This is a genomic window from Bacteroidia bacterium, from assembly GCA_016218155.1.
In the GTDB taxonomy this organism is placed as follows: domain Bacteria; phylum Bacteroidota; class Bacteroidia; order Bacteroidales; family GWA2-32-17; genus GWA2-32-17.
Window position 1 is genome coordinate 12,304 of the sequence record JACREQ010000053.1, and the last position, 24,830, is coordinate 37,133.

The window sequence follows — 24,830 nt, forward strand, 5'->3', positions numbered from 1 at the left end:
AGAATTATTCTTTTGGTCTTAAAACAAGAGCAACTACATTTATTGCGAAACCCAATAGTATTAAAATTGGAGCAACAGTAATCCTTACAGCATCAAACTGCTCTGTTGAAAACACTTTTGGATCGGATGATTTACCGCCAGACATTAAAAAATATCCAATTACAACAATTACAAACCCAACAGCTAATAAAATATAGTTCATTTTTCCAAGAACTGCTCCGCTATTATTTTCTTCTTTTGACATATGTTATTTTTTTAAAAATATAACTCTGATGATTTTAATCTTAAATATCTGCTTACTGCAAAAAATGAGGATAAAGATGTTATTATTACTCCCAATAAAATTACAATTCCAAACAAAGCGCCAGTTAAACTAAAATCGCTTAAACTTATTATATTATCAAGTTCTCTTTCTGCAACTGTAATAACTGCAGATAAAAGTGCTATTGCTATAATAGCTGCAAAAATTCCCTGAAACACACTTGCTTTTATAAAAGGCCATCTTATAAAACTTTTAGTTGCTCCTACCAATTGCATAGTTTTAATATTAAATCTCTTTGAATAAACTGATAATCGCATAGTATTATTTATTAAAGCAACTGCTACAACCAATAATAAAATACTAAAAATAAGTACTATCAAACTAATTTTATTTACATTATCATTAATAAGAGAAACCAGATTTTTTTGATAATACACTTCGCTTACCTGAGGAAATTGTTTTAATTCACGTTCAATTAAAGCTATACTGTCGGGATTTGCATATTCGGCATAATACTTTACCTCAATAGCCTGTGGTAAAGGATTATATTCCAGATATTCTACAAACTCTTCTCCCAAATCTTTTTTTAATTGCTCGGCAGCCATATCTTTGGTAATAAAAAGAGTTGATTTTACATATGGTGCAGCATCGAGATTCTTTTGTAGTCTTAAAATATCGGCATCTTTAATATCATCTTTTAAAAATACAGAAAAACTAATATTTTCTTTTACATAGTTACTTAAACGCTTTGAACTTAATGCTAATATTCCAATAAGTCCGAGCATAAATAAAACTAAAGAAATACTTATTACAGTTGTAATATATGAACTGATTAGCCTACGAATAATAGATTTGTCGCGCTTTGGCTTCATTATTAAAAATATAAATCCGTGTGCGAAGGTAATAAATAATATAAATAGATAGGTATTAAAAAAATATAAAATATTCTCTTAAGGAATTAATCCGCTGTTAAAAGAAATTATAAAGATAAAGAATATTCCAGGCCAACAATATATTGGTTTTGCGGCAATACTACATTATATTCTCTTTGAATTAAATAATAAAGGCCAAAAGTATTTTTCTTGTTTAATTTATAATCAACGCCAAACGAATAACGGCTTCTATGCCAGGTATAATCACTTTGCCACTCACGGGGGTTGTGAAACTGATATCTTAATTCCATCGCAACATAAGGAGTATATCTTTTATCTGAATCATATTTTATTGCAACTTTGTTACGGGAATACCACTCAGGCACAGCACCCGCATCGCTTGAGTAAATATCACGTTCTTCTGCCTGAATACGCTGTCGGTACGATACACCAAAATTACCAAATTTCTTTTTAACTGTTAAATCAAGCATTAAACGATGCCGAAAACTAAAAGTATTATCGTCTTGATATTTTTCAATAAATCTGTAAACAAACGCTGCTTTAAAAAAATCTGAGAATTTATATTCAACACCTAAATTAGTATAAAACAAATTAAGGCGGGAAAAGTTTTCTTTAAACCTCAGCTCTTCTGTAAAAAGTACTGTAATTTTTTTTGTAAATTTCTTTTCAATATTTATAGTATTCCATGAACCGGCATCAGGATAAACGGTCTGAGAAACAACTATGTTTTCAGAAACAAATAAAAATAAAAAAACAAATATTAAAACATTATAATAAACCCGTTTCATTTTATTTGTTATATCGAAATTTTTTTCTTTTTTGAATCAAAATAATATATGCGAATTGAAGCCATATCACGTAGAAAATCGATTTTCACAATATTAAACCTATGAATATCATATCCTGTTCTATTTCTTAAATCTTCAAGCAGTTTCTCATGATTCTCGGGTTTAATCATTTCTATATTCTCATACTGAACTGTTTTACCAAGTTCTTTTTTCATAAGCACACCTGTTTCCAACAATGTTGTAACTGATAGAATTATAAAATTAATAAGCAACAACTCATCCCAACCACCTTTTGCTACTGCAGTAATTAAACCAACTGCTATACAAAGAAATAAATATGTCATATCTTTTATTGAAATATCTTCTGTTCGATAACGAAGAATTCCAAAAACTGCAAACAATCCGAATGCTGCACCAATAGACATTTCTACCTTATTCATCATATAAGTAACAAGGAAAATTATTACATTAAAAATAAAGAAAGTAAAAAAGAATTCTCTATTCTTATAGCTTGGGTAATAAATAAATCTTATAAGAACAATAACTGATAACAAATCAACCCCTAACCGAATAAAAAACTTAGGTGAAATTTTATTGAACAATTCCCAACTATTGGGCATTGTATCGTTTACAATTTGTAATAATGTCATAATTATATTATTTTACTATTTGTTAACATTTTGTATTTTGGCCATTTTACAAACAAAGCGAACTTTGGGTTTAAGATTATTTTTTGGCACTTCATTTATTAAATTATAAATTCCAAAACAATATTTACTTATTGAGCCTTCTCTCACTCCTGCTTTTCTGACCAAGCGAACAAATTGAGAAACAGTTGCTGCCTTCTCACGCTTTGCTTCTGCTATTACCATTTGAGGAAATTCAACAGATATTTCTTCTAAGCAACCAGCTTTTTTATATACCAGATTTGTATCTATTGTTAATCTTTCTTGCGAAAACTTATTTACAAATGTCATTCTTGAATAATTTACCCATATACTCGGTGAAAAAATATCAGGAGAATAGGGAGTATTTTTAGTTACAAACTCTCTGGCTTTATCGTTAATTCCCGATTCAATATCAAGCATTTTTGTTCGTTTTTTAGAAGTAGTTTTCTTGTTATTCTTATGCTTAACTTCTAAAAAAGTTAATCCTGATGAATCGAGGTATCTTCTAAAACGAATTTTATATCTGTCTGGCTTTCCAATCAGGTGTTTGTTATAAAGTAAAAAATCTTTAGTGTCATAATATAAAGATTCGTATCGTTGAACTCTAACATTATTAATATCCAAAATACGATACTGTGAAGTCATCCCCTCAAGAATTCCAGAAAGTTCTGCAATCGGAAAAACATATTTTGTATCTGTACGCTCCATAAGCTTAACACTATCCATTTCCTCAAGGGTAATTGGCTCAAATAAGGATAGTATATTGTTATGATCTGGCATTAAAAATCGTATTTATATGTTCTTGTTGATATCACCTGATTATTAGCATCAAATTCTTTCTTAACAGCCTTTAATCCTTTTGAATCGTATGCGTAAACTGATTTTTTTGCGATTTTTCCTGCACCGTTATATTCAGCCTCTCCTGTTTTATCGCCATTTGCATTATAAGAAAAAATGATTTTTTTTACAAGCTTACCTGTTTCATCAAATTCAGATTCTTCTGTTTTATTCTCTTCTGAATCATACTTATAAGTTTTTTTATAATTCTTTTCTGTTTTGTTATCTGCAGCATCAAATACTATTTCTTCAAGCAGATTCCCTTTTGAGTCGTATTTATTTGACTCTTTATGCTTAAGAGTACCATCTTTACGAAATTCTTCATTGTATATAATGTTAGCATTTTTATCATATGTTGTATAAGAATCTTTTCGTGTTGCTTCTTTTTCATTAACAACCTCAACAACCATCTCTGTTACGGATTTAATCCCCCATGTTTTTATAGCTTTCTTTTCCTTCTTACTTTGAGAAAATAAAGATGTTGAAATGCATGAAATAACTAATATAAAAAAAACAATGCGCATGGTATTTTAGTTTTTACTGGTTTTTATTCTGAAATCAGGCAATTCAATTGTTTGTTTGCTGTCTGTTATTTCTACCTCCTGAACAATTGCACTATCAATATGATTAGCTAATGTTTTAGTATAAACAAACACCTTATAAGAGCCTTTTCTTAGATATTTAAATTCATAAGCACCCTCATTATTTGAATCCTGATCATCGCCAACAGCTATTTCATCTCCATAAATAAGATATACTTTCTGAGCTCCTAAATAACCTGAATCCTGTGGAACTGTGAATGATGAATTATAATTAATTGTATATACCTTACCTTTTATGCTTGCTCTTCCACCATCACCCGGTCCCTTTTTACAAGAATAAAAAGTTACAGCAAAAATTAATAAAATAAAGCATATTCCTTTTGTTACAATATATTTTTTCATGTTATTATATTATTTTTTTACAATAAATTTCTTACAGGCAATTACTTTTTCTTTTTCATAAATTTTTAATAAATATACTCCATCAGAGAAATTCTTCACATCAAGTTTATAATCAAATTTATCAATATTAAATAAACAAATTTCTCTTCCAAAGATATCATACACTATTCCAATGCACAAATCCAGATTATTTTTTTTATCAGAACAATCAATTATTGCAGATTCACTAATTGGATTAGGAAATATGTTAAATAAAACAGGCTCTAATATAATCTCGTCGCCAATTCCTTCAACACCAAGAGCAGTTAAATGCTGGGCATACACATCATCATTTAAACCGTTTCTAAAATCCTGCCAGATATAAATACACCCTCCCTTTCCATCAGAAATATTTTTAGGGTTTATTTGTATGTTGTTAGCATTAGAAACAAAATTCCCCCCCGAGCTCCACATTATATTACCACTCGAATTTACACGTTGGGTTAAAATATCCCAATTCCCAATTGTGGAGTCCTGCCATGTTATAATAGCACCACCACTGCCATCGCCGCAAATATTCGGATTTGTTTGAGTAAGTGCTGTACTTGAAATTTTAATGCCATTTAATTGCCAAGCAATTGTGCCGGTCATATTTACTTTTTGTGCATAAATATCATGATAAAGCCCGTTACGTTTATCGCGCCAGGTTAAAATTGCTCCACTTATATTGTCTGATGTTATATCAATTGAGGTTTGAGAACTATCTGCTGTACAAACAGCAACTCCATTTAATATCCATTGTAAACTACCTGTTGCAGTTATTCTTTGTGCATAAACATCATATGATATTCCACCTCTTTTATCCTGCCATGTTACAATTGCTCCACCAAATCTGTCTGAAACAATTTTCGGATCTGTTTGCTTGTCAATGGCATTACAAATTACAATTCCATTTAAAGCAAATTGCGGAACACCAGATGAATTTAAATGTTGAGCATAAATATCATAATCTACACCACCACGCTTGTCCTGCCATGTAATGTAAGCACCGCCAGATCCGTCAGAAACTAATCTTGGACTTTTTTGATTAAGTATTGCTGTACAAACAGGCACACCACCAATTGTCCACATTGTCAAGCCGTCACTGTTTATTCTTTGTGCATAAATATCCCAATAGCCGGATAACGAATCTTCCCAAACTGCTATTGCTCCTCCGGCACCATCAGAAACTATTTTTACATTTTTTTGTTTGCTTGCTTTAATTACTATAGGCACACCATTAGTTGTCCATTTTTGATTTCCCGACGAATCTAATTTCTGAGCATAAATATCACGATCTGCATTAATAGAATCATCCCATGCAATTATTACCCCACCGTTACCATCTTCAGTTGTCGTAGGATTTGCTTTATCTGCCGAAGTCACACAAACACCAATACCATCAACTGCCCATAAATTAAAGCCTAATGAATTAATCCTCTGAGCAAATATGTCAGCTCTCTGAAGATTGTTTCTTTTATCTGCCCAAATAATAAATGCTCCACCTTTTGTATCTGAAGCTATACTGTAGTCTTTCTGATCGTTGTTAGCAGTACATACCGAGGTGTTTATTGAGCTATTGTTTGTCCATTGGGAGAAAGACAAAACTGGCTTTATTAAAATTAAGCATATAAAAAGTAAATATATAATTGATTTATTCTGCATTTGCTTCTTTAAACTGTTTTTTATAAACTCATTTTCTCGCATTTTATAAGTTTTAAATTTAGTTAATCTTAACATCAAAGCAATGTTAAATTTTACCTTAAGACTTAAGATTTTTAAGAAAAGTTGCTTGAGTTTATGTTTTATAGCATGTTTTTTACTCCTGGTTAATTAATTAAATATTATCTTCTTAATTATCACATCTTTTTCGCTTGATATTTTTAAAAAGTACATTCCTTTCTGGAATCTGCTAATGTCATATTTTTTAAATATATTTTCTGAATAGTCTTTTTGAATTTCTTCCTGAAACAAAATTTTTCCTGTAATAGAAATCAATTCCATTCTCAGTTTATTTGAATTACTATTTACAATATTAACTTCTATCCAACTACTTGAAGGGTTAGGATAAACAGATATCTCTGAAGAGAATTTAATCTCACTAACAGAGAAGGGAGAATTTGTAGAAGACATTGTTGGTAACATTTTGCCAAAAGATCCTGTGCCATTAGGATACCTTCCTGTTGAGATATCAGAAGTTTGCAAACCAAATGTAATTGAATCAAGAATATTTGTTGGAGAATATGAAAGAAACAATGCTTCTCCTGTTTTAGACAATTTAAAATTTGTATGTAAACCAGTTTGAATAGCATCGTTATCAGCCCAAATTACTAAATAGCTATGAGCACCAATTGTTGTATCAGGAAATGGCCATTTCATAAAGTTTGATCTGTCGTCTGAAAGATATAAACCTGACATATTAAAATCATTTGTTGAATTGTTATATAACTCAATCCAATCTTCGTATTCGCTATAATTATCAGTAATGTAATCAACATTATCAGCCATAAATTCGTTTATAACAACGTTACTGGCAGAGACTTTTTGAATAGTATAAAATTCGTATTCAGCTCGCTCTGGTGAAAATACACCTGAAGTGGAATTTTGAGCATAAATATAATATTGTATTAATATGGAATCATTTATAGCTGCTCCATAAACACTGTCTCCGGCAATACCATCATTATGTGCACCATCATCATACATTTTAACTTTATTAAAAATTTCATAGATACCGTATCGATATGCAAGAAAACAGCTGTCGGGAAAATTTATTTTTGCAGTTATCCATATTTTGTTCCCAAATAATACTGAATCTATAATATTGCTAATTGTTGGAGCTCCCTGAAACCCGGAATAATTACTTAAATAAGTTGTTCTTCCCTGAATAAAATCTTTTATTCCCGGGTACTGTATCATTCCACCTGTTCCTCCAACGGTTGTATCAATATTATTAATAAAATCAGAATAACTATAAAATTTATTAAAATCATTCTGAACGCTGTTACTAACTAATTGCTGAAGCTGCTGCGCCCGTGAATAGTAATTTCCCGTAACAAAATTCTCATTTACAATTGTTCTAATATGTGCCAGATACATTTTTTTCCACATATTGTTTTGTAGTAACTTTTTTATTAATGGTCTTTGCGAAACCGAGTAAGTAAGCAAACCACATGGATTCAGATTTTTTGCCTGAGTAATTGTAAGGCCACCTGTCATTGCAGAAGTACCTCCATCTGATAATCTAAAGCTACCAAATGACATATTCATATCCCATAACACTGTATTAAACCTTTTATTTTTATCCTGATATAAATAGTAATTTTGCGAATAAGCAATATAACTATCTAAATTTACAAGGGCATAATCCAAAGCAAGCATCCATAAAGCTCTATCAACATTTAGCACATTTTCAATACTGTCAGTCTGGTTATTTAAAATATTAATAAAGCGATACAAATCAGTCCACCCAAAATCAGATTCCAATGAATAAAATGGATAATAAGAAGTACTGTCAGTATTGTAATATTGCAGATTTGAGTTTGCACCTGTTGGATAATTTAGAACTGCCGGATTACCTTTAAAGAAGGAATTGTAACGTGTTCCAAAATGAGTTTCAGCAAAATTTTTATTTACTGCTTCCACGTTGTTATATAAACCCATTAATGTATCGTTTATATATACATTTGCATAATTTGCTTTTGATGCCGGCATATATTTTCTTGCAATCTCATACGATAATACTTCGCGAACAAAAGAAGGATCGTGTATTACATTACTTAATTTCAGCTTTGTTACACCACGATATTCCTGTGAAGGAATAATATAATCAAGTTCAATATTTAAAGGATTTTTTACTGTTGCAGTATCTACAGAACTATAGCCCTTATATCTTACACCTACACTGTCTAAAGCAACACCGTCAATTGTTACAGAAGCAAGTAAACGTCCTTCCAGACCTTCAACAAATAAGCTGTCGAGTTTATGATCCCAATCTGACTGAGAAAAATATAATCTTATTTCGCGAACATTGTTATTATCGTAAAAATCATTTTGTGATTTTGATTGTAATGAAAAACTAATAAATAACAATATTAAAAAGAATACTCTTGAGATTTTCAGTTTTAAGATCATTTTCATGACTTATTTGTTTTCAGTTTTTATTGCTTTAATATGATACTTTTTCAAGCCGACACGAAGAGATATTGAGTACACTCCATCAGAAATATTTGCAGTATTCCATATAAATTCATGTTCACCTTTTGTTTGTTTTGTATTTACCAATGTGGCAATTTTTTCAGCAGAAGAGTTATAAATATTTAAAATAACCTTATTATCAGAATCAAGAAAATACTTAATCTTTGATTCTGCAGATAATGGATTTGGATAACATTGTAAAATATTGCTAGTGTTAAATGTTTCAATTGCTATTGGTTTAATACCTGCAGAATTGTATCTAATAACATAACTGTCAATTAAAGAATCTTCAATATTATAATAACTAAATAACAAACTATCATTATAATTATCAACCAATAATGCTCCAAAGTTATCTGCATAAAAATGCTGGGTTCCCGGATAATTTGTAAAAGTAGTATATAAAGCAGCACCCCCGGCAGCACAAACAAAATATGGTAAACTATCAATCAGCAATCTTTCATAATCGTGATCATGACCAGCTAAAACAGCTGTTGCACCCCATTGCTTAAATGGCCACTGAGCAAAAACACTTGAGCCGTGAGCTCCTGAAGTAAAGGGCGGATGATGAAGAAATACTAATTTATATTTTGAAACGGATGAAGCTAGTAAGTTCTGTAACCACATTCCCTGAATAGATGTACTTGTATTACCATCCACTTCTGTGTAGTCGCTGTTTAGAATAAAAAAATGACAATTACCTTTAACAAAATCATAATACCTTTCATTACCCGGTAAAGTAAAATAAGTTTGATATTCGGTTAATCCGCTTCCCTCAACATCGTGATTACCAATTGCAGGAAAAAATCTATTAACAGTATCTCCAACACCATATGAGCCCTCATAAGGAAATATAAATTCATTATAGAATTTACCAACCTGAAAATCTATTGTTCCCTGAGTCGGACTAAAATTATCGCCCGTTGTTACTACAAAGTCAGGATTCCAGCTTTTTACCAACTGAGAAACTTTGAATGCATTTGTATCACCTCCCCTATAATCGCCAATTATAGCAAACTTTTGTCCCATTAACAATAACGGGAGAAAAAATAATAACAATGTGCATCTTTTTAACATGTAAAATAATAATTTGCTATTTCTTTACTGTAATTTTTGTTGAATTCGATCCAGATTTAACAAAATACAATCCATTAGTGTATTTCTCCATAGAAATTGAAACATTCATTCTTTCCGGAACAAATTCTTGCATCTTTTGACCTAAAGAATTATATATTTCAATTTTCTGTTTTGACAATACTATATTATCATTAAAAGAAATATTTACAACTTCGTTTGCAGGGCTTGGATAAACGCAAAATGAATCATTACTATAAACGTTCTGTATTCCTGTAACAACTTGTAATTTTGAAACTCCTAATCCAGTTGCAACCCACACATTATCCTGTTGATCGATTGCCAGACGTTTAACCTGATAATCAACTAACCCTTGTGGCATAGCATACGAAACCCAGTTTGTACCATCGAATTTTGTTATTGCACCATCAAATAGATAATCAACAAAAATTCCAAACCAAATGTTTCCATGCGAATCTTCTTTTATGTCTCGCACATAATTACCATATAGACCATCAAGAGTTGTATAATTTGTAGCCCAAACATCGCTATTATTAAAAACCGAGGCACCAAAAAATGTTCCGGCCCATTTATTCCCATTATGGTCAACTGCAATCGCTGTAACATTTGTATCAACAATATTTGATGAGGGTCCAAAATTTGTAAATGAAGTTCCGTTGAATTTTGAAATACCTGCGCCTAAAGTACCCATCCAAACATTATTAGATGCATCTGTTGTAACATTTGTTATTAAATCAACCGACAAACCATCAGCTATTGTATAATTTGTAAACGTAGTACCATTAAATTTTGAAAGTCCGGCATAAGTTGCCAACCATACATTACCATTTGAATCTCCTTTAATATCATTTATTGCATCAATTGGTAATCCATCAGCAGTTGTATAATTTGTCCAAGTACTTCCATTAAATTTACTTAACCCTGAATTTGTTCCAACCCAAACATTATTATTTATATCAACTGCAATACAGGTAGTAAAATTATCAATTAGTCCATCAGCTGTTGTATAAACAGTCCAATTTACATCATCGAATTTTGCAACTCCTGAGCCTGTACCAAACCATTTGTTATTATTCTGGTCAATAGCTACTCCACCATTCACAAAATCATCTGGTAATCCGCTTGTTGCAACAGTATAGTTTGTAAAGACCTGAGCTGTTATACACTTTGTTAATACTATCAGAATTAACAAAGCAAAAAGATACCTAGTATTCATTGTTATTATTTTATCAGAATTATTTTTTTATTAGTAACCTTACCTTCTTTAGAAGTTATTGCAAGATAATAAATCCCATTAGAATAATTAGATAAATCGAAAGAATTTATATTCTCACTAGTTGCAACAACAGTACCGAAGGCATTTGTAATAATAATATTAAAAAGATTATTCCCATCAAAATTAATCAATCCGCTTGTAGGATTTGGATATACCTCAAGTGACTCATTTGATAAATTTGAATTAATACTTGAATAAATAAAAGAAAATGGAGTAGAAATAGCAGTACATCCATTAATATCAGTAATTTCTACCTGATATTGCCCATCTGTTAATACATCAAGACTCTGGTTTGTTTCGCCATTAATCAACACACCATCCTGATACCATTGATAAGAATTAGCAACTGTAGATATAAGGGAATTCAGATTTTGAGTTACTACCGGGATTGCAGGAGCAGATAACACATTAACAGAAACAGAGGCTGTACTTGAACATCCAATAGCAGTATTTGTAATGGTAACAGTATACACAGTATTAGCTGAAGGAACTACTACAGGATTTTGTGATGTTTCGCCAGATGACCATTCATATGTATAAGTAGGGCTTGCTTCTGTAACAGATACAGCATTTGAGTTTAATGTTACAGAATCTCCTAAACAAACTGATGATTCGGAAGTGCTTGCAGTAACAATTGGACCCCTCACATAACATTTTGTATATCTGTATGCATGAGAAGAACTTGCTGCTGTTTTTGTCCAAAGAGTTGTTCCTGCAGAATTTACCTCATAAATATTTCCAAAAGCATTATTAACAAGCATATTTCCATTTGGTAACTGCTGAGAATTTCCTTCATTTGTTGCTGTAAATGCACTGTTATATTGATATGCATATGTAGAAGGAGAAGCTTGACCGGCAGTTAATGTATAGTTATTTCCATTGTATGGTGGATTCCAGACATCAATTGCTGTTTTTCCTCCTGTTCCACCCTGATTGTTATATCCACAAAGATAATTTGGATAAAGAGAATTATCACTTGATACCCAATGCGCATCGTGTATAGTGTTAAATATTGTTGTTCCTGAAGCACCATAAGATGCAGGATTTCCCCAACGATAAAGAAAATCTCCGCCTTTTCCCGAAACACCACCGGTATGACCGGCTGCTTCGGCAGTTGTTGTACTATGATCTATTATAAAAACTGAATTCATAAAATGCATACTGCAAACAATCTGATTTAGTTGAGCATTATAATCCAAACCATTCATATGGTATCTGTCAGGTAAACTGCCCGAACCGGTATAATTAATATTTAGTAATTGTGGATTATCTACAATTGAAGTTACATAATTATCTTTTGCAGAATTATAATTCTGACATAAATGATCCCAGAGCTTCCATTCCCAAACTACAGTATAGCCCCAATTTGCCGAATTAGTACCAACTCCTGTTGGTTTAACCTCAACAATTTTTTCAGAATAAAATGTACTGGCAGATGAAGATCCTGCCTGTGTTGCCTGTGTTGCTGTTTTGGTTTCATAAGAAATAAACATTACGTTACCATTTGGCATTGGCAATATATCATGGTGCATTTGTGTTGTTGTTGACGAATAAGTCATTTCCCAAACCACTGTTCCGTCCCATCTTACTTTTTGAATTTTACCGGTAACACCACCAGAACCAGGTGCTCCTGTGGCTTTATATGTAGATGTTCTTACCAAAGTATCTCCCGGTATCAGATATGTTGAGTATGCGTTTTTTGCAGTTGAGGGAAATGTCCATGTTTTATATACAACAGGTGTATTTGCTGTATCAATTAAATAAGCCTGAGTTCCGTTTTTTGTAGCATACAAAGTATACAAACCCCATTGCTGTGCAATAGTATTAAAAGGAAAAGACAACAGAGTTACCAATACTGTTATCATAATTTGAAGTAAATAAATCTTTTTGGTCATATTTGGTTAGAATTAAATTTTACAAATTTTCACGTTACAAATATATTTTTAGCCCTGAAAGTATTTGTCATATAATTTGGTAAAAAAGTTATAAAATTATGACCTAAAAAGTTTAGGTTTATTTGATATAAAATATTTACTATTTAGTTGTTTTTATGTAACTTATCTGACTACACATAACCTAATAAGCAAAAAAGTCGCCAAACATTTAAAGTTGGCGACCTTATCTTTTAAATAATTATTTAGCCCTTTATTGCAATTCTTTTTCTATAAATTTTACATTACTCTCTAATCTGGTAAGAGCATCTATAACAATAATCATATGATAAGATAAAAATTCTTTATTTTCCCAGGTAATTGATTTTCCATCTTGCTTCTCAGGTTCAAGATTATAGTCAACATCAAGCAGTTTGTTTGCAAGTGTTTTTAACTCTAAACTGCTATTTTCTGAAGACAACAAAGCTTCCCTAAAAGATTTTACTTTTACTTTTAACTCATCAAGTGATGAATATTTTTCGTCATTAATTAAAATTCTTGATGCAACATCACTGTTGTCGATCCCATAAATTGAATTATTCATTTTTTCAATTTTACCATTACCAGAGATTTCTAATATTTCGCTTTTTAACATTTCAATAAAACTACAAAGTTCTTTTCCTTTCTTAATCACTTCGGCATTTTTGCCATTATTTTCTTCATTTGAATAAAGCAAAATAACTTTATTAAGGTTAGAATAATATTGCTTTTCAAAACTTCTTAAAACAGACCCGCTCACATTAATAGATAACATTGAACTATATACTGCTAAAAATATTAATCCAAACATTATTCCCATAAAATTTATCATCGAATAGTTTTTATCTTTTCTTGTTTGAATAATGTATACAGGAAGAAATAATATAAACGGTATTGGTATTCCTATTAATAACAACAAACCAGCTCCAGGCCAGTGTAAAACTTTAAATAAGGCACTTATAAAAACAATGAAGAATACAATAAAACTAACAACGTACAATAGACCATATTTTTTCCCAGTACTGTTTTTATAACTCTGGTAAAGTCCAACTGGTAAAAATACAAAGCAAAACAAAAACACTGCTAAAACAAGAAATATATTTGCACCAGGCCAATGCTGTACTTTACACATTGAACCTAAAAACATTAAGTTTGCACTTGCAATTCCTGATATATAAATGAACTTTTTCATAGTTTTTAAATTTAAAGGTTTGTGTTTCTAATAATTAATTTATCTAAAGCAATAGATTCGCTATACCGAATACTGGTTTGTAATTCTTTTAATTTACTTATCCCTTGAATTAATGAACTATCATAAAAGTTATAAATATCCCATGGTTCTGGCTCCCCATGATTATAATTAACAGAAAAATTGAAAAAACTATTAAGTTGCTCAATAAATTTTTTATCATTACTAAACTTTTCAATCATCATATATTTAAATTCTGTTAACTTTTGTTTTAATACAATGGCTTCTCCAGTTCCCCTTTCGCCTATCATATAAAGAAAAACAACATCTGTATTGTCTTTGTATTTAATGTTTTCTGGATTTTTTAAAAGCTCTGCTAAACTTTCTTCATCAATATTATCTATTACAGTTAATAATTTAATTTGAATATTATCAATATAATGACACAATTCATCAGCTGTTTTTTTAATTTTTACTGCGTTAGCTTTTATGTCAAGAGTATCTGTCATATTCTCAATTTCTGTGTATAAATCTAAGTTCTTTTTTATTAAATAGTCATTCAATATTTCCTGATTGTTTGCCTGATTTGTAAAACCATTCATAACATTACTTGACACATTTAAAGCAATCAGTGAAGTAAAAAGAATTAAAAACATAAAAATCGTAATAATATACACAAATTGTCCGGTAATTTTTCCTTCAAGTTGTATTCTTCTCCATGTAAAAAGAGGTAGAAAAACAGAAATTAAAAGAAATGCCCCAAATAACATTAGAACAGATGCCCCCGGCCAATGAAACATTTTAAACATATTTGAGAAGCCATATATTATTATCGACAACGCACCAAGAATATAAATTAATTTATCTTTTCTGGATTTTGCTTTTTTTATATGCACTATTAACAATGTAGGAAGAAATAATAACAATATAAAAAGATAACCAATCATTATCATTATACCAGATCCGGGCCAATGCATTATTTTATACATTACACCTATCATAAAAATCATGCCTCCTAATAAAGCAGCAATGTGCAAAAACAGATTTTGTTTTTTATTTGCATACACAAAATTTGTAAAAACTGCCAGTGGAAAAAACACCATAAATAAAGTGGTAAAACCTGTCACAAATCCTATACCTGAGCCAGGCCAGTGCATTATTTTGAACACTGTTGCGAGTCCAAGTAAAATCAAAGAAATTATCCCGGTTACTTTCATTGTTGTTTTCATAAGCCTGTATTTTTTATCGATTAATAATTTAGTATTTTCTTCAACTTTTTTTAAAGCAGAAATACCTGCCTGCATCTTAACCTTTTCATATGCTTGTTTAAAATTATCTCCTTTACCCATCAGATTCTCTATCTCGCAACAAATATGATCTACCAGATCATCCGGCAAATGAGAAAATGTTATTCCTGCCAACTGTACGTCGGCAACAATAATATCTACCTGATGTTTATCGAGCAAGCACATATTCTAATCCGAAATTTGGTTTTAACAATGTTCTCAATGTATTTACAAACTCTTCAAGTTCTGCAATTTTTTCTTGTGCTGTACTTTTTCCAGTTTCGGTTAAAGAATAATAAATTCTGTTTCGGTTATTTATTATTTCTGCTTCTGTAACTACTGCACCATCCTGTTCTAATTTATGCAGAATTGGATAAAGTGCCCCAAAAGTAAGTTCAATTTTACCTTTTGATAATTCTTTTACTGACTGTGTTATTTCATAACCATACATTCTTTTATTTTCCGATAATAACTTAAGAATTATTGGTTTTAGGGTGCCTTTTAATAAATCGTTTGATGCCATTTTGCGTAAATTTTATGAATATTAAACGCACAAATATATATAAGTATTTTATATATACGACGAATATTTATATAATTTTTTATAAAACAAGTGTATAATGCTGTTATTCAGGCATATTAATTTTACGGTGAAAAATTATTTTTGCACAGAGCCCATTATAGGAGACTCTGTGAGAAATTAAAAAACAGATGTAATTCCCGGCATGCCCAGAAATCTATTTTATTAAAGTGAGTTCGATATATATACAATTATTTAAATGTCTCTCCATTACAGAACAACCTAATTGTCATACGAGCAAAACGAAGAACTTTCTCACCGACGGTAATCTATTTGTCAAAATATAGATTTTGCTTCGCAAGAAAAGTGTTCTTCTCTACTCTGCCGCGGCAGACAGAATGACAAATTATATCGAACTAACGTTAAACTAATGCTTCTAGTAGTTCTCGATTGAACTCACCATCGCGGTCAATGTCATTGACTTAAGAAAATTTAATTTTGTTAATCCATTTGCTTACTTCTCGATACGCTTTGCTACTCGAAGTTGCAAATAGAAATTGTTCCTCAGCCGCTCTGCGGCTGAGGAACAAGCTAGAATGCTAGTTCGAGTTCAATCGAGAACTACATGGAGTTTTAGCTTAAGTCAATGACATTGCCGTCGCGGTGGACGCTCAGCATATCAATTTTTACAAATTTCTAGCTAACCGAAATCCAAGATCATCAATTTTAAACGAAGTTGGGTGACTACGTCTGCGATTGGTAGCAAGGCAACCTCTTTCTTCATCATTCCAACCACCACCGCGAAAAATCCGGTACGAACCATAAACAGACTCATCATAAATATCGGAGCACCATTCCCAAACATTTCCTAACATATCAAACAATCCCCACGAGTTTGGTTCTTTCAATCCAACATCATGCGTAGTTTTTTCGGAATTTTCTTTATACCATGCAATATTATTTATGTTTCCATATCTTATTTCTGAAGTACCTGCTTTGCATGCATATTCCCACTCAGCTTCTGTTGGCAACCTGTAACCATTTGCTAAATGATTAAATAATATTTCTTCGTTACTATTTAAAGTATAACATTGTTTTAGTCCTGATTTATCAGAAAGTAAATTGCAAAATATTACTGCATCTTTCCACGATACTGTTTCAACTGGTTTTTTATTTCCCTTAAAATAGCTTGGAGATTCTTTAGTGACTTCAAAATATAATTCCTGAGTAACAGGATATTTTGCCAGTAAAAATGGCTTTATCTCAACTGTCCATTTAGTTTTTATCCTGTCATCTCGTAATACAATCTTTCCTTCGGGGATTTCTACCATTTGATAATTTATTGTATTAATTGTTAGGCTTTCCATTCTGCACGATGTTTTGGATGGTAATGTTAGCACCTTCTTTTATTTTTGCTTTATTGTCCAGTATGTTTCAAGTGATAGACTATATGGCCTCCATTTCCCAAAGTATCCTTCTACGTCACGATAAAATAGATTGAATTTGTCAGAAAGTGATTTATTACAGCTTATTATTTGATCTATTTCAGTTAAAGATCCACCTCTATCTGACAATTCAAATTTTTCTTCAGGATATGTTTTAGAAATTTCTTGAAGAATTACAGATTTTAAACTATCTTCCTTTTCTAAACAGGTTGTTGTACCTTCCTTACATTTATATGTAAAATCGAATTCGCCTTCAAACTCAGACCAATTGGGTGAAGGTGTCATAATAAGTGTGCTGTCCAATAAAATCTTTGCTCTATATTCTCTTGCTTCTGTTAGTGAAATAAATTTGATTGTTTTACTATAAGCAGTTTTTAGTTTTCCGTAAAACTTCCTTAATTTATTTGAGTCAAAATAAAAATATCCTTTTCTAGAAACTATCTCTGAACAATTTAGATTTATTGCAAAACTTTCGATTATTTCTCCATTTTTACAAACCGAAATGTCGTAATGATAGCCACAAGCATATTGTTTACCTGGTATATCAAAAACCCAATCCTTTTTAAATTGATTTAAGATTGAAATATCATTTGTGTAAAATTCACCAAGACTATCTTTTAAGGAATTTCTGTCACTTTCTGAATATGTCCCAATTATATAATAACCACCATTATTAAAATTGTAATTTTCAAAAAATGCAGTTTGTCCAAATGATATAATTGTCATAAATAGTAAGACAATATTTATTGTTAGAGTTTTCATAAAGTTGGTGTCAACAGTCGAAGTAACAAAGCAACGAATATTTGCCTGCAGTCTGCCACTCCGCTGCGGCAAAGGATTGTCAAACCGCAAATAGGTTTCAAGTAGTATTTTTTTGTCATATTGTTATTACTGCCTGTATGGTTTTAGTTGGTATTAAGTACAGTTATTAGTATTTGTTTTCTATTTACTATCTATAAAAATAAATCAAAGGCTCCTCCTCCTTGTACCATTTTCCGGGTTTAAAATAAATATGATATTTACTATAAAAAAAGGAATAATCCCGTTTAACGCCATCAGTAAGCATCATATAAGTCTTCTCGTCTTTAAGTGCTGATATCATTTGTTCTCTGCTAAATTCAATTGAATCCGGAATTGAATGAGGAAATTTCAATTCGTAATGTGTTCCATAATCATAATCCTCTTCACGCACTAACAGCCATGTACCAGCAAGTTCAGGGTAGTTAATCCCATACCTTTTCATAACATTTAAAATACTATCGTTGAAGTTCGTTCTTAGATACTTTTCTTTGAAATACCCGGGTTCGGATCTTAAAGGCCTGTAAAAAACCAAAGTATCATTAACAAGTTCTGCTGGATAAGCATATATATCATCTTTCGTACCAACGTGCAAATAACCAGAATCAAGAAAATAGTGAACCGGTGTATATGCCTGTATCGGATAATTGACCTGATACATGGAGTCATCTTCAAAAACCAAGTCGTACTTTGTATATGAATCCCAGGGACTGTCTTCAAAAACCATTTTCTTGGGATCTGGTTCGGGAGCCTGCAGGTTTAAAAATGGGACTTTATCAACAATTTCTGTATCATATAATTTCCAATGACCTTCTAAATCGGGCTTGGTCCATTTTAATTCATCTCCTTTGTCATCCGTTTGTGTACAACTGAGAGATACAAGAATTATCAGAAAATAATAGATCATATTCATTTTAATAGTGTCTAATGGTTGAAGCTAAAACAACGTGCATTTGCTTGCAATCGATGCCATACCGCTATTAATATTGATTAATGTTATATGTGTCAAGTTGATCATAACAGCTTGCTAAATTTTAACTTTTTATCATGCACTGGTGGTTTTACGTCATAGAATATTTACTCGATTATTGCTTTACTAATTTTTTTTCAATTATTCCATTGTCAGTATAAATTCTAATTATATAAAGTCCTTTTGGTAATTCTTTTAAATTTATATTATTCACATTGTTTGTTAATTTAATTTTTTTAATACTTTGTCCTTGAGAATTGAGTATTTCTAAAGATATATTTGTTAATGATTCAGATTCAATAGTGAATTTATCAAAAACTGGATTTGGATAACACTTAATTTTATTATATAAATTTACTTCATCTATATTCACTGTTATAACAGTAGATATAGTGTCGCTACAACCCATATCTGATATTGCAATTAATGAAACATGCCAATATCCTGAATTTGGAAACAGGTGAATTGGATTTATTATACTCGAAGAATCACCATCACCAAAAGCCCAAATATATGAAGATGCACCCTGAGATAAATTTGAAAAATCTATTGTATCATTAGCATTAGATACAATTGGGTGGTAATTAAAATTAGCTACAGGTTTTGGATAAACAGAAATTAAATCATTCATTGTTAGTTCAGTAATACATCCAAATGATGAAGTCGCTTTTAAACTTACTGAATAAACTCCTGAGTCAGTGTATGTATGATTTGGACTGTGAGCCAGTGATAAATTCGCCATATCACCAAAATCCCAGACAAATGTTCTTCCATCAACAGGATATAGTTCATTAAAATTTACAGTTAGTGGTTGGCATCCTGATGTTGGATTAGCCAAAAATCCGACTGGCGGAGAAGGCATAACATAGATACATGCATAACTTGAATCAATACATCCGAATGCATCTTCAATAGACAATAAATAGCAGCCTGTGTACATTGGATTAATAAAAATCGGAGGAGTTACTATTTGACCATCCTGATTGTGGAATACATAAGGAGGACCCGTACCACCGGAAACTACAGGAGCGAGTAATACCTGTTCACCTGGACATATTGAATCCTTATTTGCAATAATATTAAAAATTATTGGTGGAGAAACATAAAGTGTAATAAAATTTGTCTGACTAGTATTTCCATTATTATCTGTAACATAAACTGAATATGTTGTAGAGCTAATGGGCGAAACAGTAATAGAAGAAGAGTCAACTGTCTGTTCACTCCAATGATATGTGTATGGAGGTACACCACCTGAAGCAGTTACTGTTAATATTGTAGATGAGCCATAACAAACTGAATGGCTGGCTGTCGTTGTTATTAATAATTGCGCAAAAATAAATTCACAACTCAACATTATAATTGCAAAAGAAATAATTAGTTTTTTCATAAGCTCTCCATTTTTTCTTTTTTTACCCCTTGTGCATAATTCATTTATTTGTATAATAATTCATACTTAAATATCTAATGTAAATATAAGACTTGCTATATTTAGTTTTATTTATTTTGGCTAATATTTTTTATTCATGTAAATATACAAAAGATTATCAAGCTCTTTAAAAGTTTTTTCGTTTCCGTTTTGCTTATAATTATTAATGCTTTTCTTGTATAAATCTATGTTTTGTAAAAAATCCTTTATTCCCGTTGAGTTAAATTCTGCAAGGTGTTTTCCGTAATTTAGTTTTTCAATGTACGCAGCATTCATATATTGTTCAAACTGATTTATTATAGGAAATGAACAGATAGGTTTATGAAGATAAACTGCTTCGCTTATTAACGAATACCCACCATTAGAAATAATTGCTTTTGAGGTAGCAAGATCCTGTATAAAACCTGTTTCGCTGAATTTTTTTAAAGTACAATTCCCATTTACCTCATCAACATTACAGCCATAAACAAGAAACTTTTCACCCTCAACTTCATTTAAAACTTTAATAAGATTCTGCTGACTGGATGAAGTCTGATAAACCAATATATGATCTTTATATTCAGTTTTTGCATTAATTATTTCATCTCGTAATATTGGCGGAATAAAAGTTGTGTTTTCTTTTACTATTTCTGCATCAAAAAAAGTTGAAAGCAAATAGTTATCACAATCCGGCACTCTGTATTTGCAAATTGTTTTGGCAAGGTTATAATTAAATTTTTCTTCCTTTGGAATTTTAATTTCAAGCTTGCACCTACTTATTACCTGGATATTATCAACATCAATTATTGGTACTTTTATATATTTTCCATATAAATATACCGAAGTTTCAAAATCTGTTATAACAATATCCGGAGTAAACTCTTTATTAATTTTTTTGTACGCTTTAAAATTCTCGAATAAATCGTGCGGCGATTTTTTTAAAATGCTCTGAAAAGTCTTTAATTTCTCAACTCCACCATCTTTATAAACAAAGTTTAATCCCTTTATTTCATATACTTTTCCCGGAAATTGTTTGTTTAAAAACTCATACGCTCTTGAGCTAGATACAATGCGCACATCGTGTGCTTTTAGCAAGTGTGTAATAATTACTTTGCTCCTTGTTGCATGACCCATTCCTTCGCCGGGAACACCGTATAATATTTTCATAATTAATTATGTTATGTCAAAATTATTCACAATATAAGGAAAATTAAATGTCACTTTTGTTCCTGAAGAATTTCCCTCTTTATCTTTTAAATCGAAATATATAATTTGGATATCAAGATTATATAATGAGTTTAATATACTCAATCGTTGATTTGTTATTTCGATACCATGCGACTCACGCTTTATTCTGTTTTTATTAATCTCTTTTGATTTTTCGCGACCGATTCCATTATCTTCTATATTACAAATAACCATTATACCTGAATCATCAAGCTTAAGGTTTATTAATAGCATTCCATTACTCTCTTTATGCATAAAGCCATGCCATATTGAATTTTCTACAAACGGCTGAAAAATCATTGGAGGTATTTTACATTCATTCTTATCTATTTTGCTATCTGTTATAATTTCAAAATCAAATTTTCCATCAAATCGTTTTTGCTCAAGTTCTAAATATAATTTTAACGCTTCAAGCTCTTCGTTTAATGAGATATAATCCTTTTGAGAATACTCTAATGTTTTACGCATTAAATCAGAAAATTTAGAAAGGTAAATACTGGCTTGTAGTTTATCATTCTGCAAAATAAAACTCTGAATAGAGTTAAGCGAATTAAAAATAAAATGAGGATTAATTAATTTTTTTAATGCCACTTGCTTATATTTTGAAAGATCTGCCTTTAATACTTCCTGTAGTTTTTCTGTATAAACCAGGTTATCTTCAAGTTTTGTTTTCTGCAAAAGTATTTCTTCGTTTTGAGTAAACAGTTCCGAATTTTTTTCAGATATCTCTATTTTTTGTAATGTTAATATTTGATTCGCTTTTCGCTTATCATAATACCTTTTTAATATTCCAATTGTTATAATTATCATCAGCAATAGCCCTAAAAGAAAAGTAAGCTTTTGTGCTGTTTGTCTTTTTATTTCTGCATCCTTAATTTGTTTATCACGATTTAAATTTTCGATTTCTTTTTGTTTATTATCAAGCTGATACGTTGCTTCCAGTTCTATCATTTGTTTGTTCTTTTCTTTACTGAACAAGCTGTCATTTGTTTGAGAATAAAGTTTAAAATATTCGAGGGATTTATTAAAGTCATTTAGCTTCTCATATGATAATGACAGTGCAGCATACGCCTGATTAATTCTTTCGGTATAATTTAATTTTAAGTTTATTTCCAGCGACTTTTTAGAGTACTCAATTGCTTCGTTATAATTTCCCATTAAATTAAGAATATCGGCAATGTTAACAAGATAAGAACCAACATTTGGGATATCATTAATTATATTGGCAGTTGCTACTGATTTGTGCAAATAATCTAACGCTTTATTATAATTTCCTCTGTCTTTATACACTAAAGCTATATTGTTTAAACAAAATGCCTGTCCCTGAACATTATCAATTTCTGTATATCCCTGTAAAGCTTTTTCAAAATTATCAATTGCACTTACATCTTCTTTTGTGCTCATATATATCAGTCCAATATTATTAAAAGTATGAGCAATTCCTATTTTATCATTAGTCTTTTGCTTTAATTTTAATGATTTTATAAAATAACTTAATGCCGTTTTATAATTTTTTTGCTTATAATGTAATGTACCAATACTATTATAACATTTTGCAATACCTTTATCAAACTTAATTCCCTCTGCAATTCTTAAAGATAATTGAACATATTTTAAAGCTTTGGTGTTATTATTTAACTTCTCGTAAATTGATGCGATATTAAATGCACTTCCAGCCATCAAATTTTTATCATTATTCTGCTTAGCAACAGAGTACGTTTTCTGGGAATAATCTATTGCAACAGTATAATCGCCAATATATTTATAACATATAGACAAGTTATTGTAACATAATGAAATTCCATTATCATTATTAACAATCTCATAATTATTTAAAGAATTATTAAATTGACTGATTGCTTTTTTGTAATCACCGGCATTAATATAGGCAAATCCATTATTTGAATAACACTTTGCAATTTTATTATAAATATCTGTTGCTTGTTGATCACTTGCTGAACTATGCAATTTCCAAATATAAATTGGAATTGCTTTTTTGTTATATACTACTGCTTTATCATTTTTATAACAACTTACTAAATAATCAGCATAACCAGCCATAGCATCTGCCATTCCAAGGGTATATCGAATACTTCTTGATAATTTAAAAGAAATTAAATAATTTTTTTCTGCTGCTAATGTGTCTTCAATACTTATAAATTTAAAGCATTTATTATATAAATTAACCTTTACAGTATCGATTTTAGTATTACGAATTAAAACTTTAAGGCTGTCTAAAACAGTTGAAGTCTGAGAAAATACTTCCGGTTTAATAACCAATAAAAAAAGTAAAAAAAGCAAAGTTTTTATTTTACTTATTTTCATTCCCTGCTGCTTTACTTTATATACCTGTTAAGCATTTCGCTAAATTCATTTTTCACATTTCGTGAAATTAATATTTCAGAACCATCTGACATTTGAATAATTCCACCATCCTTTAACGGACTATATTTTTTTATATAGCTAAGGTTAATCAAATGAGATTTATGTGTTCTAAAAAAACTTTCTGTTTCTAGAGACTCTTCAAAAAATTTTAAATTTTTTGTAACATGTCTCATTTTTCCATCATTTGTAAATATCTTAGAATAACTACCATCAGCTTCAACTCTTATAATTTCCTCTATTTTAACAAATTCAGAACCGTCAATACAAGGTAAGCTTATTTTACCTGAAAGTGCATATTTTAGATTCTCCATTTTCACATTAGAGTCAATAACAAATTTTCTTTTTTCTTGTATTCTTTTTATTGCATTAATTAATTCCAATACGTTAACCGGTTTTAAAATGTAATCGGTAGCACTTAATTTAAATGCTTTTATTGCATATTGATTATATGCTGTAACAAATATCACATCAAAAGTTCTGTTAGAAATTTTTTCTATCATTTCAATACCGGACATAAATGGCATTTCAATGTCGCAGAACACAAGATCCGGGGATTTAGTCTGAATTTCCTTTATCCCGTCAAGTGCTGAATGTGCAACTCCTACAACCTCTACCTCCGGACAAAATTCTTTCAGCGATAGTTCAAGGGCAATTACACCGCTTTTTTCGTCATCAACGATTACTACTTTTAACATACTTATTAATTTATGTCAAATA

22 protein-coding genes are annotated in these 24,830 nt (G+C 30.6%); all 22 read right to left on the bottom strand.

Annotated features, from left to right (window positions below; translation table 11 throughout):
• Nucleotides 1–4: 4 nt before the first annotated feature.
• On the bottom strand, nucleotides 5–244 hold the full coding sequence (locus HY951_10125; GenBank protein ID MBI5540403.1) for a DUF3098 domain-containing protein: 240 nt from the start codon (nucleotides 242–244) through the stop codon (nucleotides 5–7).
• 11 nt (nucleotides 245–255) lie between these two features.
• On the bottom strand, nucleotides 256–1,134 hold the full coding sequence (locus tag HY951_10130; protein MBI5540404.1) for an FtsX-like permease family protein: 879 nt from the start codon (nucleotides 1,132–1,134) through the stop codon (nucleotides 256–258).
• A gap of 107 nt (nucleotides 1,135–1,241) precedes the next feature.
• Nucleotides 1,242–1,943, bottom strand: a complete 702-nt coding sequence (locus tag HY951_10135; protein ID MBI5540405.1) for a DUF2490 domain-containing protein — start codon at nucleotides 1,941–1,943, stop codon at nucleotides 1,242–1,244.
• 8 nt (nucleotides 1,944–1,951) lie between these two features.
• Nucleotides 1,952–2,593, bottom strand: a complete 642-nt coding sequence (locus HY951_10140; GenBank protein ID MBI5540406.1) for a DUF4956 domain-containing protein — start codon at nucleotides 2,591–2,593, stop codon at nucleotides 1,952–1,954.
• A gap of 15 nt (nucleotides 2,594–2,608) precedes the next feature.
• The gene (locus HY951_10145; protein MBI5540407.1) at nucleotides 2,609–3,391 is read right to left on the bottom strand and encodes a polyphosphate polymerase domain-containing protein; all 783 of its coding nucleotides are present in this window, start codon (nucleotides 3,389–3,391) and stop codon (nucleotides 2,609–2,611) included.
• Nucleotides 3,391–3,972 carry a hypothetical protein gene (locus HY951_10150; GenBank protein MBI5540408.1) on the bottom strand — a complete coding sequence of 194 codons (582 nt, stop codon included), beginning with the start codon at nucleotides 3,970–3,972 and terminating at the stop codon, nucleotides 3,391–3,393. Before HY951_10150 ends, HY951_10145 begins: the two co-directional genes overlap by 1 nt.
• Before the next feature lie 6 nt (nucleotides 3,973–3,978).
• A complete protein-coding gene (locus tag HY951_10155) occupies nucleotides 3,979–4,392 on the bottom strand; it encodes a hypothetical protein (GenBank protein ID MBI5540409.1) in 414 nt (137 codons plus the stop codon).
• Between the two features lie 9 nt (nucleotides 4,393–4,401).
• Nucleotides 4,402–6,015 (bottom strand): T9SS type A sorting domain-containing protein, encoded by a 1,614-nt coding sequence (locus HY951_10160; GenBank protein ID MBI5540410.1) that lies wholly within the window; start codon nucleotides 6,013–6,015, stop codon nucleotides 4,402–4,404.
• 228 nt (nucleotides 6,016–6,243) lie between these two features.
• A complete protein-coding gene (locus HY951_10165) occupies nucleotides 6,244–8,550 on the bottom strand; it encodes a CotH kinase family protein (GenBank protein ID MBI5540411.1) in 2,307 nt (768 codons plus the stop codon).
• A gap of 3 nt (nucleotides 8,551–8,553) precedes the next feature.
• Nucleotides 8,554–9,684 (bottom strand): metallophosphoesterase, encoded by a 1,131-nt coding sequence (locus tag HY951_10170; protein ID MBI5540412.1) that lies wholly within the window; start codon nucleotides 9,682–9,684, stop codon nucleotides 8,554–8,556.
• Between the two features lie 16 nt (nucleotides 9,685–9,700).
• Nucleotides 9,701–10,918 (bottom strand): T9SS type A sorting domain-containing protein, encoded by a 1,218-nt coding sequence (locus HY951_10175; protein ID MBI5540413.1) that lies wholly within the window; start codon nucleotides 10,916–10,918, stop codon nucleotides 9,701–9,703.
• Between the two features lie 5 nt (nucleotides 10,919–10,923).
• Nucleotides 10,924–12,873 carry an aryl-sulfate sulfotransferase gene (locus HY951_10180; GenBank protein MBI5540414.1) on the bottom strand — a complete coding sequence of 650 codons (1,950 nt, stop codon included), beginning with the start codon at nucleotides 12,871–12,873 and terminating at the stop codon, nucleotides 10,924–10,926.
• A gap of 250 nt (nucleotides 12,874–13,123) precedes the next feature.
• Entirely contained in the window at nucleotides 13,124–14,080 is a 957-nt protein-coding gene (locus tag HY951_10185) for a hypothetical protein (protein MBI5540415.1), read from the bottom strand.
• Nucleotides 14,081–14,091: 11 nt separating this feature from the next.
• Nucleotides 14,092–15,549 (bottom strand): hypothetical protein, encoded by a 1,458-nt coding sequence (locus HY951_10190; protein MBI5540416.1) that lies wholly within the window; start codon nucleotides 15,547–15,549, stop codon nucleotides 14,092–14,094.
• Complete coding sequence (locus HY951_10195) at nucleotides 15,533–15,886, bottom strand: PadR family transcriptional regulator (protein ID MBI5540417.1); 354 nt, start codon at nucleotides 15,884–15,886, stop codon at nucleotides 15,533–15,535. The genes HY951_10190 and HY951_10195 overlap by 17 nt, the downstream gene beginning before the upstream one ends.
• 683 nt (nucleotides 15,887–16,569) lie before the next feature.
• A complete protein-coding gene (locus HY951_10200; protein MBI5540418.1) occupies nucleotides 16,570–17,214 on the bottom strand; it encodes a formylglycine-generating enzyme family protein in 645 nt (214 codons plus the stop codon).
• 75 nt (nucleotides 17,215–17,289) lie between these two features.
• Nucleotides 17,290–18,054 (bottom strand): hypothetical protein, encoded by a 765-nt coding sequence (locus tag HY951_10205; protein MBI5540419.1) that lies wholly within the window; start codon nucleotides 18,052–18,054, stop codon nucleotides 17,290–17,292.
• A 223-nt stretch (nucleotides 18,055–18,277) separates the two neighbouring features.
• The gene (locus tag HY951_10210; GenBank protein ID MBI5540420.1) at nucleotides 18,278–19,039 is read right to left on the bottom strand and encodes a hypothetical protein; all 762 of its coding nucleotides are present in this window, start codon (nucleotides 19,037–19,039) and stop codon (nucleotides 18,278–18,280) included.
• Between the two features lie 172 nt (nucleotides 19,040–19,211).
• The gene (locus tag HY951_10215; protein ID MBI5540421.1) at nucleotides 19,212–20,483 is read right to left on the bottom strand and encodes a T9SS type A sorting domain-containing protein; all 1,272 of its coding nucleotides are present in this window, start codon (nucleotides 20,481–20,483) and stop codon (nucleotides 19,212–19,214) included.
• Between the two features lie 120 nt (nucleotides 20,484–20,603).
• A complete protein-coding gene (locus HY951_10220; GenBank protein MBI5540422.1) occupies nucleotides 20,604–21,668 on the bottom strand; it encodes a UDP-glucuronosyltransferase in 1,065 nt (354 codons plus the stop codon).
• A 6-nt stretch (nucleotides 21,669–21,674) separates the two neighbouring features.
• Nucleotides 21,675–24,053, bottom strand: coding sequence for a tetratricopeptide repeat protein (locus HY951_10225; GenBank protein MBI5540423.1), 2,379 nt, complete (start codon nucleotides 24,051–24,053; stop codon nucleotides 21,675–21,677).
• Nucleotides 24,054–24,064: 11 nt separating this feature from the next.
• The gene (locus tag HY951_10230) at nucleotides 24,065–24,808 is read right to left on the bottom strand and encodes a response regulator transcription factor (GenBank protein MBI5540424.1); all 744 of its coding nucleotides are present in this window, start codon (nucleotides 24,806–24,808) and stop codon (nucleotides 24,065–24,067) included.
• Nucleotides 24,809–24,830: the final 22 nt, after the last annotated feature.

What these genes read in the sequence shown, in the direction of transcription:
- HY951_10170 (MBI5540412.1), bottom strand. Translation starts at nt 9,684, where the DNA reads ATGTTAAAAAGATGCACATTGTTATTATTTTTTCTCCCGTTATTGTTA.
- HY951_10135 (MBI5540405.1), bottom strand. Translation starts at nt 1,943, where the DNA reads ATGAAACGGGTTTATTATAATGTTTTAATATTTGTTTTTTTATTTTTA.
- HY951_10220 (MBI5540422.1), bottom strand. Translation starts at nt 21,668, where the DNA reads ATGAAAATATTATACGGTGTTCCCGGCGAAGGAATGGGTCATGCAACA.
- HY951_10185 (MBI5540415.1), bottom strand. Translation starts at nt 14,080, where the DNA reads ATGAAAAAGTTCATTTATATATCAGGAATTGCAAGTGCAAACTTAATG.
- HY951_10140 (MBI5540406.1), bottom strand. Translation starts at nt 2,593, where the DNA reads ATGACATTATTACAAATTGTAAACGATACAATGCCCAATAGTTGGGAA.
- HY951_10225 (MBI5540423.1), bottom strand. Translation starts at nt 24,053, where the DNA reads ATGAAAATAAGTAAAATAAAAACTTTGCTTTTTTTACTTTTTTTATTG.
- HY951_10195 (MBI5540417.1), bottom strand. Translation starts at nt 15,886, where the DNA reads ATGGCATCAAACGATTTATTAAAAGGCACCCTAAAACCAATAATTCTT.
- HY951_10215 (MBI5540421.1), bottom strand. Translation starts at nt 20,483, where the DNA reads ATGAAAAAACTAATTATTTCTTTTGCAATTATAATGTTGAGTTGTGAA.
- HY951_10150 (MBI5540408.1), bottom strand. Translation starts at nt 3,972, where the DNA reads ATGCGCATTGTTTTTTTTATATTAGTTATTTCATGCATTTCAACATCT.
- HY951_10230 (MBI5540424.1), bottom strand. Translation starts at nt 24,808, where the DNA reads ATGTTAAAAGTAGTAATCGTTGATGACGAAAAAAGCGGTGTAATTGCC.
- HY951_10155 (MBI5540409.1), bottom strand. Translation starts at nt 4,392, where the DNA reads ATGAAAAAATATATTGTAACAAAAGGAATATGCTTTATTTTATTAATT.
- HY951_10145 (MBI5540407.1), bottom strand. Translation starts at nt 3,391, where the DNA reads ATGCCAGATCATAACAATATACTATCCTTATTTGAGCCAATTACCCTT.
- HY951_10175 (MBI5540413.1), bottom strand. Translation starts at nt 10,918, where the DNA reads ATGAATACTAGGTATCTTTTTGCTTTGTTAATTCTGATAGTATTAACA.
- HY951_10200 (MBI5540418.1), bottom strand. Translation starts at nt 17,214, where the DNA reads ATGGTAGAAATCCCCGAAGGAAAGATTGTATTACGAGATGACAGGATA.
- HY951_10205 (MBI5540419.1), bottom strand. Translation starts at nt 18,054, where the DNA reads ATGACAATTATATCATTTGGACAAACTGCATTTTTTGAAAATTACAAT.
- HY951_10190 (MBI5540416.1), bottom strand. Translation starts at nt 15,549, where the DNA reads ATGTGCTTGCTCGATAAACATCAGGTAGATATTATTGTTGCCGACGTA.
- HY951_10125 (MBI5540403.1), bottom strand. Translation starts at nt 244, where the DNA reads ATGTCAAAAGAAGAAAATAATAGCGGAGCAGTTCTTGGAAAAATGAAC.
- HY951_10165 (MBI5540411.1), bottom strand. Translation starts at nt 8,550, where the DNA reads ATGAAAATGATCTTAAAACTGAAAATCTCAAGAGTATTCTTTTTAATA.
- HY951_10180 (MBI5540414.1), bottom strand. Translation starts at nt 12,873, where the DNA reads ATGACCAAAAAGATTTATTTACTTCAAATTATGATAACAGTATTGGTA.
- HY951_10210 (MBI5540420.1), bottom strand. Translation starts at nt 19,039, where the DNA reads ATGAATATGATCTATTATTTTCTGATAATTCTTGTATCTCTCAGTTGT.
- HY951_10130 (MBI5540404.1), bottom strand. Translation starts at nt 1,134, where the DNA reads ATGAAGCCAAAGCGCGACAAATCTATTATTCGTAGGCTAATCAGTTCA.